Source organism: Cupriavidus pauculus (genome assembly GCF_008693385.1).
GTDB classification, from domain to species: domain Bacteria; phylum Pseudomonadota; class Gammaproteobacteria; order Burkholderiales; family Burkholderiaceae; genus Cupriavidus; species Cupriavidus pauculus_D.
This window is the reverse complement of the sequence record NZ_CP044065.1, coordinates 150,355-164,885: the sequence shown is the minus strand read 5'-3', so window position 1 is coordinate 164,885 and position 14,531 is coordinate 150,355. Positions and strand designations below refer to the sequence as shown.

Annotated in this window: 13 protein-coding genes; 5 read left to right on the top strand and 8 right to left on the bottom strand. The window is 67.8% G+C overall.

Annotated features, from left to right (window positions below; all coding sequences use genetic code 11):
* Positions 1-215: 215 nt before the first annotated feature.
* Both murJ and FOB72_RS00775 read left to right on the top strand, forming a co-directional pair.
* The gene (murJ, locus tag FOB72_RS00780; protein ID WP_150370796.1) at positions 216-1,790 is read left to right on the top strand and encodes a murein biosynthesis integral membrane protein MurJ; all 1,575 of its coding nucleotides are present in this window, start codon (positions 216-218) and stop codon (positions 1,788-1,790) included.
* A complete protein-coding gene (locus FOB72_RS00775) occupies positions 1,787-2,635 on the top strand; it encodes a SirB1 family protein (RefSeq protein ID WP_150370795.1) in 849 nt (282 codons plus the stop codon). The genes murJ and FOB72_RS00775 overlap by 4 nt, the downstream gene beginning before the upstream one ends.
* Positions 2,636-2,692: 57 nt before the next feature.
* On the opposite strand, the gene FOB72_RS00770 is transcribed toward FOB72_RS00775, so the two are convergent.
* Positions 2,693-3,328, bottom strand: coding sequence for a VTT domain-containing protein (locus tag FOB72_RS00770; RefSeq protein WP_263364789.1), 636 nt, complete (start codon positions 3,326-3,328; stop codon positions 2,693-2,695).
* Positions 3,329-3,481: 153 nt separating this feature from the next.
* On the opposite strand from FOB72_RS00770, the gene mutL reads away from it, so the two are divergent.
* From mutL to FOB72_RS00755, 3 genes are read left to right on the top strand one after another with little or no spacing between them, the layout of a single operon-like run.
* Complete coding sequence (mutL, locus tag FOB72_RS00765; protein ID WP_150370793.1) at positions 3,482-5,530, top strand: DNA mismatch repair endonuclease MutL; 2,049 nt, start codon at positions 3,482-3,484, stop codon at positions 5,528-5,530.
* 12 nt (positions 5,531-5,542) lie between these two features.
* Positions 5,543-6,505 carry a tRNA (adenosine(37)-N6)-dimethylallyltransferase MiaA gene (gene miaA, locus FOB72_RS00760; RefSeq protein WP_150370792.1) on the top strand — a complete coding sequence of 321 codons (963 nt, stop codon included), beginning with the start codon at positions 5,543-5,545 and terminating at the stop codon, positions 6,503-6,505.
* Positions 6,506-6,534: 29 nt separating this feature from the next.
* The gene (locus FOB72_RS00755; protein WP_150370791.1) at positions 6,535-7,032 is read left to right on the top strand and encodes a GNAT family N-acetyltransferase; all 498 of its coding nucleotides are present in this window, start codon (positions 6,535-6,537) and stop codon (positions 7,030-7,032) included.
* A 6-nt stretch (positions 7,033-7,038) separates the two neighbouring features.
* Here the strand turns inward: FOB72_RS00755 and FOB72_RS00750 are convergent, their stop codons facing one another.
* The 7 genes from FOB72_RS00750 to FOB72_RS00720 are packed head-to-tail and all read right to left on the bottom strand — an operon-like array spanning position 7,039 to position 14,514.
* On the bottom strand, positions 7,039-8,283 hold the full coding sequence (locus tag FOB72_RS00750; protein ID WP_150370790.1) for a Zn-dependent hydrolase: 1,245 nt from the start codon (positions 8,281-8,283) through the stop codon (positions 7,039-7,041).
* 13 nt (positions 8,284-8,296) lie between these two features.
* Complete coding sequence (locus tag FOB72_RS00745; RefSeq protein WP_150373686.1) at positions 8,297-9,367, bottom strand: histone deacetylase family protein; 1,071 nt, start codon at positions 9,365-9,367, stop codon at positions 8,297-8,299.
* Between the two features lie 33 nt (positions 9,368-9,400).
* On the bottom strand, positions 9,401-9,712 hold the full coding sequence (locus tag FOB72_RS00740; RefSeq protein ID WP_150370789.1) for a cupin domain-containing protein: 312 nt from the start codon (positions 9,710-9,712) through the stop codon (positions 9,401-9,403).
* Positions 9,713-9,720: 8 nt separating this feature from the next.
* On the bottom strand, positions 9,721-10,983 hold the full coding sequence (gene gabT / locus FOB72_RS00735) for a 4-aminobutyrate--2-oxoglutarate transaminase (protein WP_150370788.1): 1,263 nt from the start codon (positions 10,981-10,983) through the stop codon (positions 9,721-9,723).
* A 27-nt stretch (positions 10,984-11,010) separates the two neighbouring features.
* Complete coding sequence (locus tag FOB72_RS00730; protein WP_150370787.1) at positions 11,011-12,648, bottom strand: ABC transporter ATP-binding protein; 1,638 nt, start codon at positions 12,646-12,648, stop codon at positions 11,011-11,013.
* Between the two features lie 25 nt (positions 12,649-12,673).
* On the bottom strand, positions 12,674-13,513 hold the full coding sequence (locus FOB72_RS00725) for an ABC transporter permease (protein WP_150370786.1): 840 nt from the start codon (positions 13,511-13,513) through the stop codon (positions 12,674-12,676).
* Positions 13,510-14,514: an ABC transporter permease gene (locus tag FOB72_RS00720; RefSeq protein WP_150370785.1), complete on the bottom strand. Its 1,005-nt coding sequence runs from the start codon at positions 14,512-14,514 to the stop codon at positions 13,510-13,512. The genes FOB72_RS00725 and FOB72_RS00720 overlap by 4 nt, the downstream gene beginning before the upstream one ends.
* Between the last annotated feature and the right edge of the window lie 17 nt (positions 14,515-14,531).

The following is a 14,531-nucleotide window of genomic DNA, read 5'->3' as shown; positions in this document are numbered from 1 at the left end:
GCGATTATACACACACGCACGGAACTGAGGCAAGGTCGGATTGTGGAACGTGTGCCGGGCGACAGTCGCCCGCGACGCCGTCCGTATAATAGGCGCCACATCGGGCCGCATGCACCGCGTTTGCGTCACTTCCCGCGCCGCCACCGTGGCGCCGTGGCAACTTTGTGGCGCGGCGGGCGTCAGACTCCCGCCCGTTCACGCATCTCCCGACCATCTTGAACCTGCTCAAAGCGCTCGCCACCATCAGTAGCCTGACGATGCTTTCGCGCATCACCGGCCTGATGCGCGAAATCCTGATCGCCCGCGCGTTCGGCGCCTCGGACATGACCGATGCGTTCAACGTCGCCTTCCGCATTCCCAACCTGCTGCGCCGCGTGTTCGGCGAGGGGGCGTTCTCGCAGGCGTTCGTGCCGATCCTCAACGAGTACCACGGCCGCCGCGGGCTCGCGGACACGCGCGCGCTCATCGACGCGGTGTCCACGGTGATGACATGGGTGCTCGTGGCGGTGTCCGCGCTCGGCGTCATCGGCGCCCCGCTCGTGATGACGGCCGTGGCCACGGGCTTCCGCGGCCAGAGCGAGACCTACGACGCCGCCGTGTTCATGACGCGCGTGATGTTCCCGTATATCGGCCTCATCTCCATGGTGGCGCTGGCCTCGGGCATTCTCAACACGTGGCGCAATTTCGGCGTGCCCGCGTTCACGCCGGTGCTGCTGAACCTGTGCCTGATCGTCGCGGCCCTGTTCGTGGGCCCGCACCTGGCCCAGCCGATCTATGCGCAGGCGTGGGGGGTGCTCGTGGGGGGCGTGCTGCAGCTGGCGATCCAGATTCCGGCGCTGCGCCGGCTCGGCGTGATGCCGCGGCTGTCGTTCGACGTGCGCGCGGCCTGGGCCAACGAGGGCGTGCGCCGCGTGATCCGGCAGATGCTGCCGGCGCTGCTGGCCGTGTCGGTGGCCCAGATCAGCCTGATCATCAATACCAATATCGCCTCGCATCTGGCCGCGGGCAGCGTGTCGTACCTGACCTATGCCGACCGGCTGATGGAGTTTCCGACCGCGCTGCTCGGCGTGGCGCTGGGCACCATCCTGCTGCCGAGCCTGTCGCGCGCCAGCGCCGACGACAATCGCGAGGAATACTCGGGGCTGCTCGACTGGGGGCTGCGGCTCACGTTCCTGCTCGCGGTCCCGTGCGCGGTCGGCTTGTTCGTATTCGGCGAGCCGTTGACCGCCGTCCTGTTCAACTACGGCCGCTTCGACGCCCATGCGGTCGAGATGACCCGGCAGGCGCTGGTCGCGTACGGCACGGGTCTGCTCGCGCTGATCGCGGTGAAGATCCTTACGCCCGGCTTCTACGCGCGGCAGGACATCCGCACCCCGGTCAAGATCGCGCTGGTCGTACTGGTGATCACGCAGGCCGCGAATTCGGTGTTCGTGCCGCTGTTCGCGCATGCCGGGCTCGCGCTATCGATCAGCTTCGGGTCGAGCGTCAATGCGCTGCTGCTGTTCTTCGGGCTGCGCCGCCGCGGCTTCTACCGGCCCGCGCCGGGATGGGGCCTGTTCCTGGCGCAGCTGCTTGCCGCGGTGCTGATCCTCGCGGGCATGCTGCTCTGGTTTACCCGCACGTTCGACTGGATCGCACTGGGCGCGACACCGGGGTTGCGGATCGCACTGATGGCGTCGTGCCTGGTACTTGCAGCGGTGGTCTACTTCGGTACACTGTGGCTCATGGGGCTGAGGTACTCCGCGTTTCGGCGGAAGACCACGGACACCGCCATCAGGAACCCGCAATGACATCCACGAAAGTCCTGGATTACTTCGCCAGTCTCGTGGCGGACGAGCATGGCATCCCGCTTACGGAAACCGCGCTCTCGATTGCCCAGGACGCGTATCCCGATCTGGACCTGCAGGCCGAACTGGCCGCGCTGGACATGCTCGCGGTGCGGCTCAAGCGGCGGATCGCCGACGGCACGCCGGCCATTCAGCGCCTGCGGCTGCTCAATCATTTCTTTTATCGGGATCTCGGGTTCGGCGCCAACGCCAACGACTACTACGATCCCGACAACTCCTACCTCAACGTCGTCATGAAGCAGCGGCGCGGGATTCCGATCTCGCTTGCGGTGCTGTTCATGGAGCTGGGGCAGCAGATCGGCCTGCCGCTCAAGGGCGTGTCGTTTCCGAACCATTTCCTCGTGCGGATGACGATTCCCGCGGGCGAGGTGGTGCTGGACCCGCTGACGGGCGAGACACTGTCGAAGGAACAGTTGCAGGAGATGCTGGATCCCTACCTCGAACGCGAGGGCATCGACGATCCCAATCAGGTGCCGCTCGGCCTGTTCCTGCAGGTGGCGAGCCACCGCGAGATCATTGCGCGCATGCTGCGCAACCTGAAGGCCATCTATTTGCAGGAGTCGCGCTGGCAGCGGCTGCTGGCGGTACAGAACCGCCTCGTGATCCTGCTGCCGAATTCGATCGAGGAAGTGCGCGATCGCGGCCTCGCCTACGCGAACCTCGAATGCTTCCGGCCCGCGCTGGAAGATCTGGAGGCCTATGTGCAGGCGCGGCCCGATGCGGCCGACACCACGCAGATCCGCGACCGCATGCCGGCGCTGCGCATGATGAGCCGCAGCCTGAGCTGAGCCGGCAGCAAAACGGGGCCCGCGGGCCCCGTCTTTCTTTGCTTCCGTGTTCAGGCGTCAGTGTTCGGACGAAGGCCGGCGCTTGTTCCCACGCACGAGGCGCCAGAGGCCGCCCAGCACGAGCGGCACCACGGCCGCGCCGATACCGGCCAGCACGATCAGGTTCAGATACTGCTTGATGAACGGCAGGTTGCCGAAGAAGTAGCCGGCGAACACGAGACCGACCACCCACATCAGCGCGCCCAGCACGTTGAACAGCTGGAACCGTGCGAACGTCATCTGCGAGACCCCGGCCACGAACGGCGCGAACGTGCGCACGATCGGGATAAAGCGCGCCATCACGAGCGTCTTGCCGCCATGGCGTTCGTAGAAGTCGTGCGTGCGGCGCAGCGCCTTCTGGTCCAGGAATCGCCATTCGTGCTCGAACACCTTCGGGCCGATCCAGCTGCCGACCATGTAGTTGACGGTATTGCCGCTGATGGCCGCCACGAGCAGCAGCCCCGACAGCATCCATTCGTTCATCGCCCCGGTGGCGCACATGGCGCCCGCGATAAACAGCAGGGAATCGCCGGGCAGGAACGGCAGCACGACGAGGCCGGTTTCGGCGAACACGATCGCGAACAGGATGCCGTACACCCAGACGCCGTAGTCCTGGACGAACTGGCCCAGGAATTTATCGACGTGGAGCACCATGTCGAGCAGTTGCAGTACGGTATCCAAATCAGTCCTCACTCCAGATGAAGGTGCCCATCATACAAGAGCGGCAAGGCGCGTTGCGCACTTGTAGCCCTGCCACCCGTGGTGGCGCGCCCAAGAATGTTCGGACGCGCACGTATAATTGCCCGCATGCCTGCCGACGCCTCCCACACCGCCCTGCCAGCCGTGCCAGACCGGCCCGTCCGCCCTATCCGGACACTCAGGCCCATCCGGCCCTTACCCGACCAGCTGATCAGCCAGATCGCCGCCGGCGAGGTGGTGGAACGGCCGGCCTCGGTGGTCAAGGAACTGCTCGAAAACGCGCTCGACGCGGGCACCAGCCAGCTCGGCATCCGGCTCGAGGAAGGCGGCGTCCGCCGCATCGTCATCACCGACAACGGCTGCGGCATTCCGGCCGACGAACTCCCCGTGGCACTCATGCGCCACGCCACGAGCAAGATCGCCTCGCTCGACGAACTCGAAGCCGTGCTGACGCTCGGCTTCCGCGGCGAGGCGCTGGCCTCGATCGCTTCCGTCTCCCACCTCGTGCTGACCAGCCGCACCGCAGACGCGCCGCATGCCTCGCAGGTCAGTGCCGATTCCGGCCAGTTGCAGCCCGCGTCGGGCGGCGTCGGCACGATGGTCGACGTGCAGCACCTGTACTTCAACACGCCAGCGCGCAGAAAGTTCCTCAAATCGGAACAAACCGAGCTCGGCCACTGCCTGGAGATGGTCCGCCGGGTGGCGCTCGCGCGGCCCGACGTCACGATTTCGGTCCACCACAACGGCAAGCCGCTCGAGCACTGGAACGCCGGCGACGTGGCCACGCGAACCGCGCAGGTCCTGGGCGACGACTTCGCGCGCGCCCGGCTGCCGCTGGACGAGGAAGCGGGCACGCTGCATCTGTACGGCTTTGCGGGACTGCCGACGGCATCGCGCGGCCGGCCCGATCAGCAGTATTTCTTCGTCAACGGACGCTTCGTGCGCGACAAGCTGCTCAACCATGCCGTGCGCAGCGCCTATCAGGACGTGCTGCACGGCGACCGGTTTCCGTCGTACGTGCTCTGCCTGGACCTGCCGCCCGAGATGGTCGATGTGAACGTGCACCCGTCGAAGATCGAGGTGCGCTTTCGCGAATCGCGCGCGGTGCACCAGTTCGTCTATCACGCGGTGCAGCGTTGCCTCGCGCGACAGGCCGGCGAACAGGGCGACAGCCTGCATACCGATGCCGGCGAGGGTCCGGCCGGAGCGGGCGGCGCGTACCCGATGCCGGCCGCGCGGCCAGCCTCGGGGGCGGGTGCCGCGCCGCAGTGGATCAACTATTCGGCGGGCCGCCAGACCGAGCTGGGTATCGCGCAGCCGCGCCAGGCATACCTCGGCATGGTGCGCGACGCCACGGCCGGGGCGCGCGGCAACGGCTTCGATGGCGCCGCGCAGGGCCTGCCCGGCTATGCGCCTTCATCGCAGCCATCCTCGCAACCCTCATCGCGCCCGCCGGCATGGCTCGCGGACGCGCAGGCCGCGCGCGCCGACGAACCGCCCGGCCTGATCGGCGGATCCACGGTCACGCGCATCGGCAGCCATGCGTTCGATGGCACGGCGGATGAAGACGAGGCCCACCCGCTCGGCTATGCGATCGCGCAGCTGCACGGCATCTACGTGCTGGCGCAGAACGCGCGCGGGCTCGTGCTCGTCGATATGCACGCCGCGCACGAGCGCATTCTCTACGAGCAGATCAAGACCGCGCTCGATGCGCGCGAACTGGCCGTGCAGCCGCTGCTGATCCCCGTGACGCTGCCCGCGAGCGCGGTGGAGATCGGTGCCGCCGAGGAACATCAGGACACGTTGCGGCAGCTCGGCTTCGATATCGCGCCGGTCTCGCCGACCACGCTCGCCGTGCGCGCGATTCCCGCGCTGCTCAAGCAGGCCGACGCGGAAGCGCTCGCCCGCGACGTGCTGCGCGACCTCCATGCCTATGGCGGCTCGCGCGTGCTGATCGAACGCCAGAACGAGCTGCTGGCCACGCTGGCATGCCACAGCGCCGTGCGCGCGAACCGCAAGCTGACCGTCGAGGAAATGAACGCGCTGCTGCGCGAGATGGAGCAGACCGAGCGCGCCGACCAGTGCAATCACGGCCGGCCCACCTGGGTGCAGTTATCGGTCGCGGAGCTCGATCGGCTGTTCCTGCGCGGCCAGTGATCGCGGTCGTCCATGAGTGATGCCGCCATGAAGGCGCCGATCGTCTGCCTGCTGGGGCCGACCGCATCGGGCAAGACCGCCGCCGCGCTCGCGCTGGCCGAGCGCGCGCCCATCGAGATCATCAGCCTCGACTCCGCGCTGGTCTACCGCGAGATGGATATCGGCACGGCCAAGCCCTCGCGCGCCGAACTCGACGCGGTGCCCCATCATCTGATCGACATCGTCGATCCCGCCGACAGCTACTCCGCCGCGCAGTTCGTCGAGGATGCCGAACGCCTGATCGGCGAGATTCGCGCGCGCGGCCGCATGCCGCTGATCGTGGGCGGCACGATGCTCTACTACAAGGCGCTGACGCAGGGGCTCAACGACCTGCCGCGCGCCGATGCCGCGGTGCGCGCCGAGCTCGATGCGCTGGCGGCCGAACGCGGCTGGCCCGCGCTGCATGCGATGCTCGCCGAAGTGGACCCCGTGACGGCCGCGCGGCTCGCGCCCAACGATGCGCAGCGCATCCAGCGCGCGCTGGAGATCCATCGCCTGACCGGACAACCGATGTCGGCGCTGCTCGCGCGCGAAGCGGCCGCGCGCACGTTCACCGGCAGTGCCGATGCGCGCTTCCGCGTGATCGCGCTCGAACCGTCCGATCGCGCGGTGCTCCACGCGCGCATTGCCGCGCGCTTCGATGCAATGCTCGCGCACGGCCTGATCGACGAGGTGAAACGTCTGCGCGCGCGCGGCGACCTGAATCCGGCGCTGCCGTCGATTCGCTGCGTCGGCTATCGGCAGGTGTGGGAGTACCTCGATGGCGAATGCGACCACGCCACCATGCGCGAGCGCGGCATCGCGGCGACGCGCCAGCTGTGCAAGCGGCAGATCACGTGGCTGCGAAGCACGCCCGAGCGCGTGACTGTCGATTGCCTGGCCGAAGACTATGTGCGGCAGGTGGCGGACATCGCGTTCGCATCGGCCCAACCGTAACCATCGCCCTCACCTTTCTCGCCCGAGCCATGCCTACCGCCCAACCATCCTGCACGCTGCGTCCCGCCACCCCCGCCGACAGCGCGACGCTGTGTCACCTGATCTCGGCACTGGCCGAGTACGAAAAGCTCACGCACCTCGTGGAGGCCACGCCCGAAAAGATCGAGCAGGCGCTGTTCGGCGAGCGCCCCCATGCCGAAGCCGTGATCGCCGAGGTGGAAGGGGGGCAGGCGGTGGGGTTCGCGCTGTTCTTCCACAACTTCTCGACGTTCCTCGCCAAGCCGGGGCTCTACCTCGAGGACCTGTTCGTCGAGCCCGCATGGCGCGGCCACGGTATCGGCAAGGCCCTGCTGCGCCATCTGGCCGCGCTCGCGGTCGCGCGCGGCTGTGGCCGCTTCGAGTGGTCGGTGCTCGACTGGAATCAGCCCTCGATCGACTTCTACGAGGCCATGGGTGCCGACGTGATGCCCGACTGGCGCATCTGCCGCGTCACCGGCGACGCACTCGCGCGGCTTGGGGCCGCCTAGGTTCGCCTATCGGCCCGCGCTCGCCAGCATCGCCCCGAGCAGCACGTTGGCGCCGGCCTCCAGATGCTCGGGACGCGCGTCCTCGATCTCGTTGTGGCTGATGCCGTCCTTGCACGGCACGAAGATCATCGCCGTGGGCGCCACGCTCGCGATATACACCGCGTCGTGCCCCGCACCCGTGACGATGTCCTGATGCGTGTAGCCGCGGGCACCGGCTTCTTCCCTGACGTGCGCCACCAGCGATTCGGCAAACGGCGTCGGCGGAAAGTGCTGCACGTCCACGACCTCCACCGCCAGCGCGGTGCCCGTGGTCTGGCCCGACTGCAACCGCGCGCAGGCATCGCGGAAGCGCGCATCCATCTCCGCAAGCCGGTCCGCATCCTGGTGACGCAGGTCCACCGAGAATGTGACCGCGCCGGGAATGACGTTGCGCGACGACGGATGCACGTCCACCACGCCCACGGTGCCGCGGCCATGCGGCGCATGGTCGTTGGCGATGCGGATGACTTCCTGCATCAGGAACGTCGCGCCGTATAGCGCATCGCGCCGCAGCGGCATCGGCGTGGGGCCCGCATGCGCCTCCATGCCCGTCACGGTCACGTCATACCACCGCAGGCCCAGCGAGCCCGTGACCACGCCGATGATGTTGTCGGCCGCTTCGAGGATCGGTCCCTGCTCGATATGCGCCTCGAGGTAGGCGCCGATCGGCCGGCCGCCCACGGGGAGCTCGCCCGAGTAGCCGATGGCCCGCAGTTCGTCCGCCACGCGCTTGCCGGCGGTGTCGGTGGCGGACAGCGCCACCTCGAGCGGGAACTTGCCCGCGAACACGCCCGACCCCATCATCACGGGCACGAAGCGCGTGCCTTCCTCGTTGGTCCAGATCGCCAGTTCGAGCGGCGCTTCCGTCGTGATGCCATGATCGGCCAGCGTGCGCATGACCTCGAGCCCGGCGAGCACACCGAAACAGCCGTCGAACTTGCCGCCCGTGGGCTGGGTGTCGATATGGCTGCCCGTCATCACGGGCGGCAGGCTGTCGTTGCGGCCCGCGCGGCGGCCGAAGATATTGCCGACCCGATCGACCGTCACGGTCAGTCCCGCCTCGCGCATCCAGCGCGTGACGAGGTCCCGCCCCTGTCCATCGAGCGCGGTCAGCGCAAGCCGCGCATTGCCGCCCTTCGGCGTGGCGCCGATTTCCGCGAGTGCCATCAGCGACTGCCAGAGCCGCTTGCCATCGATCCGCATCGTTGTCATCTTGCCTCCGGGCCTAGACGGTCGCCGGCACGAAGCCGGCAAGGAATGCCTCGAGCGCAAGGCCGATCGCATCGACCTCGTAGCCGCCTTCCTGCACGACCACGGTCGGCACGCCGAGCGCGTGGATGCGTTCGCCGATGCCGCGGTACGCGTCGAGCCCCACGCGCAGCACGCTGATGGGGTCATGGATGTACGTATCGAATCCGAGCGCGAGCACGAGTGCCTGCGGACGATAGTCGCGCAACGCGTCGAGCGCGCTGTCGAGCGCCGCGAGGAATCCCGCATCGGCGGTGCCGTGCGGAAGCGGGAAGTTGAGGTTGTAGCCGTAGCCCGCGCCATGGCCGCGCTCGGTCGCATATCCGGTATAGAACGGGTAGTAGCCGTTGGGGTCGGCATGCAGCGAGATGGTCATCACGTCGGAGCGCTGATAGAAGATCTGCTGCGTACCGTCGCCATGGTGCGCATCGACGTCGAGGACCGCGACCTTGTCGAAGCGCTCGAGCAGCGTCTGCGCCGCGATGGCCGAGTTGTTGACGTAGCAGAACCCGCTCGCGCGATCCGTATGGGCATGGTGGCCCGAGGGCCGGCATAACGCATAGGCCAGGCCACCCGCATCGGGTGCGGAGACGTGCCGCGCGGCCGCCACCGCGCTATGGGCCGAGCGTTCGATCGAGCGCCAGCTATCCGGCCCCAGCGGGCAGCTCAGGTCCCCGAGGTAATAGCCGGTCTGCGCGATGATGCTGTCCGACGGGCATGGCGCGCGACGCGACTGGTCGATGCGGCCGCTGTGGTACGGCGAAAGGTTCGGCAGAACCTCGATACCGGGCTCGAGCGTCGGCGACGCCAGCGCCATCCAGCGCGCATAGGCCGTGGACAGGAATTCGAGATAGGCCGGGCTGTGCACCGCCTCCAGCGGCGCGCGTCCGTAGTCCGGCGGCGCGCTGACGGCGATGGACCGCGCGGCGAGCGCGCGCTGGAGCGCGGCCGCGCGGGCGGGAACGTCGGTCGGTTCGCATAGCCGGCCGACGCGCATGAACTGCCGGGGCTGATGCAATAACTGGTCATCCGAGAAGAAGGCGCGCATGGTCGGTGGCATGGTCGGTGAAGGATGCGGTCTTCATGCGCCGCCGGGCGTTTCCGACGGCGTCTTGAACTCGATCTCGACGAACACGCACTCGCCATCGTGACCGTTGATCACGTTGTGCTCGACGCCCGCGGGCCGGTAATAGGCGCGGCCGGCGACGAGGTCGCTCGTGACCTGTCCCGCGGGGGTCTCCAGCAATAGCGGGCCGCTCGTCATGGGCACCACCACGTAGTCGTAGCCGTGGCGATGGTGGCCCGTTTCCGCGCCACGCGCGAAGCGCCATTCGGTGACGGTCACGCGTTCGTTATCGACCTGCACGGTCGGGACTGCCTGGGGTCGGGTCATCGTTCGCCTTATCGCGTCAATACGTCTTCAAGAATCTCGAGGCCTTCGTTCATCACGGCGTCCGGAATCGTCAGCGGAAACAGGAAGCGGATCACGTTGCCGTACACGCCGCACGAGAGCAGAAGCAGGCCACGTTCGAGCGCGCGGTTCTGGACCTCGCGCGTGAACTCGGGATCGGGGCTGCCGTCGGCGCGGCGGAACTCCACCGCGACCATCGCGCCGAGCCCGCGCACTTCGGCCATCTGCGGCACGCGCGGCCTGAGGCTCTTGAGCCGGGTCACCAGACGCTCGCCGAGTTCGGCGCCGCGCGGAATCAGCTGCTCGGACTCGAGCACGTCGAGCACCGCCAACGCGGCGGCCACCGCGAGCGGATTGCCCGCATAGGTGCCGCCGAGGCCGCCGGGCGCGGGCGCATCCATGACCTCCGCGCGCCCGCACACCGCGGACAGCGGCATGCCGCCGGCCAGGCTCTTCGCCATCGTGGTCAGGTCCGGCACGACGTCGTAATGCTCCATCGCGAACAGCTTGCCCGTGCGACCGAAGCCCGTCTGGACTTCATCGGCAATCAGCAAGATGCCGTGCTCGTCGCAGACCGCGCGCAGCATGCGCACGAACTCGGGCGGCGCCACGTTGAAGCCGCCCTCGCCCTGCACGGGCTCGAAGATGATCGCGGCCACGCGGCGCGGATCGATATCGGCCTTGAACAGATGCTGGAGTGCCTTGCTGGCGTCCTCCACGGTCACGCCCTGCAGCGGCGACGGGAACGGCGCGTGATAGACCTCGCCCGGGAACGGACCGAAGCCGACCTTGTACGGCGCGACCTTCCCCGTCAGCGCCATGCCCATCATCGTGCGGCCATGAAAGCCGCCCGAAAACGCGATCACGCCGGGACGGCCCGTGGCCGCGCGCGCGATCTTGATCGCGTTCTCGACCGCTTCCGCGCCCGTGGTGAAGAAGGCCGTCTTGCGCGCGGAGCGGCCCGGCGCGCGCTGGTTGATGCGCTCGGCCAGCTCGACGTAGCTCGCGTACGGCACGATCTGATACGCGGTGTGCGTAAAGCGCTCCAGCTGCTGCTGGAGCGCGGCCACGAGCTTCGGATGACGATGGCCCGTGTTCAGCACGGCGATGCCGGCCGCGAAGTCGATATAGCGCTTGCCCTCGACGTCCCAGATCTCTGCATTCTCGGCACGCTCGGCGTAGAAGTTGCACATGACGCCCACCCCGCGCGGGGTGGCGGCATCCTTGCGGCGCAGCAGTTCGGCATTCTTCATATTGTGGCTCCAGATGGATGAGGGGGATTACGCGGCCGCGCGCACGAGCGTCGGATCCCAGGCCTTGCCCGGAATCGCGTCGATCAGGCGGCGCGTGTAGTCGTGACGGGGCGCATCGAAGATCTGCGCGGGAGGCCCGGCCTCCACCACGCGTCCGCGATGCATGACGATGACCTCGTGGCAGATCTGCGCGGCCACGCGCAGGTCGTGCGTAATGAAGATCAGCGCGATATCGAGCCGCTTCTGCAGGTCGGCCAGCAGCGCGAGCACCTGCGCCTGCACGGAGACGTCGAGCGCCGACACCGACTCGTCGGCCACGAGCACGCGCGGCTCCAGCGCGAGCGCGCGCGCGATGCCGATCCGCTGGCGTTGCCCGCCCGAAAACTGGTTCGGATACCGGTCGAACGCCGAGGCCTCGAGGCCGACCAGTTCGAGCAATTCGCGCGTCCGCGCATAGGCGGCCTCGCGCGGCACGCCGCTCGCGATCGGCCCGTCGGCGATGATGCGTCCCACCGTATGGCGCGGATTCAGCGAAGCGAACGGGTCCTGGAAGATCATCTGCACCGCGCGCCGCATCGGCCGGAACTGCCGCTCGGACAGGCGCGCGAGGTCGTGGCCGTCGAACAGGATTTCGCCGCCATCGACGCCGGTCAGCTTGAGCAGGCACTTGCCGATCGTCGACTTGCCCGATCCCGACTCGCCGACGATGCCGAGCGTCTCGCCGCGGCGCACACGGAAGCTCACGTCATCGACGGCATGGGTCACGCGCTTCTTTGCGAACAGGCCGCCGCCGGAAACATAGGTCTTGCGCAGGTGGCGGACCTCGAGCACGGTGCCGTCGTCGGCATGGCCGCCATCGCGTGCGCGGCCGTGCGGAACCGCGCCGATCAGCCGGCGCGTGTACGGATGCCGCGGATCGTTGAGCACCTGCTCCGCGCTGCCGAGTTCGACGAGCACGCCCTTCTCCATGACGGCCACGCGATCGGCGATCTCCGCGACCACGCCGAAATCGTGGGTCACGAACATGACGCCCATGCCCTTCTCGGCCTGGATGCGCCGGATCAGCGCGAGGATCTGCGCCTGCGTGGTGACGTCGAGCGCGGTGGTCGGCTCGTCCGCGATCAGCAGCGCGGGCTCCAGCGCAAGCGCCATGGCGATGACCACGCGCTGGCGCTGGCCGCCCGACAGCCGGAACGGGTAGCTATGCACGATCGTGGCCGGATCGGGTAAGCCCACGAACGCAAGCAGCTCGAGCACGCGGCGCGCGCGGGCCTCGCCCGGATACTCGCGATGCACGCGCATGACTTCGGCAATCTGGTCGCCGATCGTCATCACCGGGTTGAGCGCCGACAGCGGCTCCTGGAACACCATCGCGATGTCCTTGCCGCGCATGCCTAGCAACGTGGCCTCGTCCTGCGCGAGCAGGTCCTGGCCGCGGAACAGGATCTGGCCGCGCTCCGGCTTCAGGTAAGCCGGTAGCAGGCCCATGATGGCATTGGCGCTCATCGACTTGCCGGAACCCGATTCGCCGACGATGCACAGGATTTCGCCCGCGTGCAGGTCGTAGGAGATATCGCGGACCGCATAGGGACGATCGCCGCCGGGCGGCAATGCGATGGACAGGTCGCGGATCGACAACAGCGGCTGGGCCTGGATGACTGACATGGAATCCCTCTCGCGTATCGTCTGCTTACTCGCCGCGCCGGCGCAGCTGGGGATTCATGGCATCGTTGAGCCCTTCCCCGATCAGGTTGATGGCCAGCACGGTGAGCAGGATGGCCACGCCGGGCCAGACGCTCATCCACCAGGCCTCGCGGATCATCGTGCGCGCGGCGCCGATCATGAAGCCCCAGCTCATCATGTTGCGGTCGCCGAGCCCGAGGAACGACAGCGCCGACTCGGTCAGGATCGCCGTCGCCACCATGAACGAGGCGGACACGATGATCGGCGACATCGCGTTGGGCAGGATCTGCGTCACGATGATCCGTAACGGACGCTGCCCGATGACGATGGCGGCCTGCACGAACTCGCGCTGCTTGAGCGTCAGGAACTCGCCGCGGACGAGGCGCGCGACCGGCGGCCACGACACGACCGAGATCGCGCCCACGATCGAATAGATCGATGGGTTGAAGATCGCGACGATCACCACGGCCATCGCCAGCTGCGGAATCGTCTGGAAGAACTCGGTGAAGCGCATCAGCGCATCGTCGATGCGGCCGCCGCAGTAGCCGGCCACCGCGCCGATCAGCACGCCGAATACGAGCGCGACCGCGGTGGAGATCACGCCCACCAGTAGCGACACGCGCGCGCCATAGAGCAGGCCCGCCGTGATGTCACGTCCGAGCATGTCGGTGCCGAACGGGTAGGCCATGTCCGCGAACGGATGAATCAGCGGATCTCCGACCATCATCCACGGGGAGTCTTCGTACAGCAGCGGCGCGAGGAACGACACCGCCACCACCGCGAGCAGTACCACGAGGCCCGCGACGGCACCGACATTGCGGCAATAGCGTCGAAGGAACGATTTCATGCGGCGGCCTCCCTGCCCCCGACGGCGATGCGCGGGTCGATAAATCGATAGAGGATGTCGGTCGCGAGGTTGAACACCACCACGAGCGCCGACGTCACGAAGAAGATGCCGAGCAGCAGCTGATAGTCGCGCTGCAGCAGCGCGTCGAACATCAGCCGGCCGATGCCGGGCCACGAGAACACGGTTTCGGTCAGCACGGCGCCACCGGCCATCTGGCCCAGCTGGATGCCCGCGAACGTGATGACGGGCAGCAGCGCGTTGCGCAGCACGTGCACGCGGATCACGCGCCGCGCGGGCACGCCTTTCGCGCGCGCGGTCTTCACGAAGTCCATGCCCATGACCTCGAGCATCGACGCGCGCGTCAGCCGCACGTACACGGCCATGAAGAAGCAGCCCAGCGATATCGTCGGCAGCACCATATGGAGCGCGATGTCCCGCACGCGCGCGAAGCCCGTGTAGCCAGCACCGACCGACTCCATGCCGAACGCAGGCAGCCAGCCGAGCACGACGGAGAACAGGATGATCGCCATCAGCGACAGCCAGAACAGCGGCGTCGCATAGAGCAGCAGCGCGCCGGACATCACCGCGCTGTCGATCCAGCGGCGCCGGTTCTCGTAGCGGGTGCGCGCGGCAATCACCCCGAGCAGCACGCCGAGCACGATCGAGAACAGGAACGCCCCACTCATCAGCAGGAACGTCGCGGGCAGGCGGTCCAGGATCAGGTCGAGTACCGGCAGGTGATTGCGATACGAGTAACCGAGATCGAGGTGCGCCACGCCCTTCAGATAGATCGCCAGCTGCGTGACCACGGGCTTGTCGAGGCCGAACTGCTCGCGCAGTTGCTGCACATAGGCGGCATCGCCGGCGCCGGCCTCACCGGCCATCACCGTGGCCGGATCGCCGGGCGCGAGGCGGATCAGAAAGAAATTGATGATCACCACGCCCAGCACGACGACCAGCGCCTTGCCGAGACGGGACAGGAAGAAGGACACGAAATTCACGGCGCACGCTCCGTCAA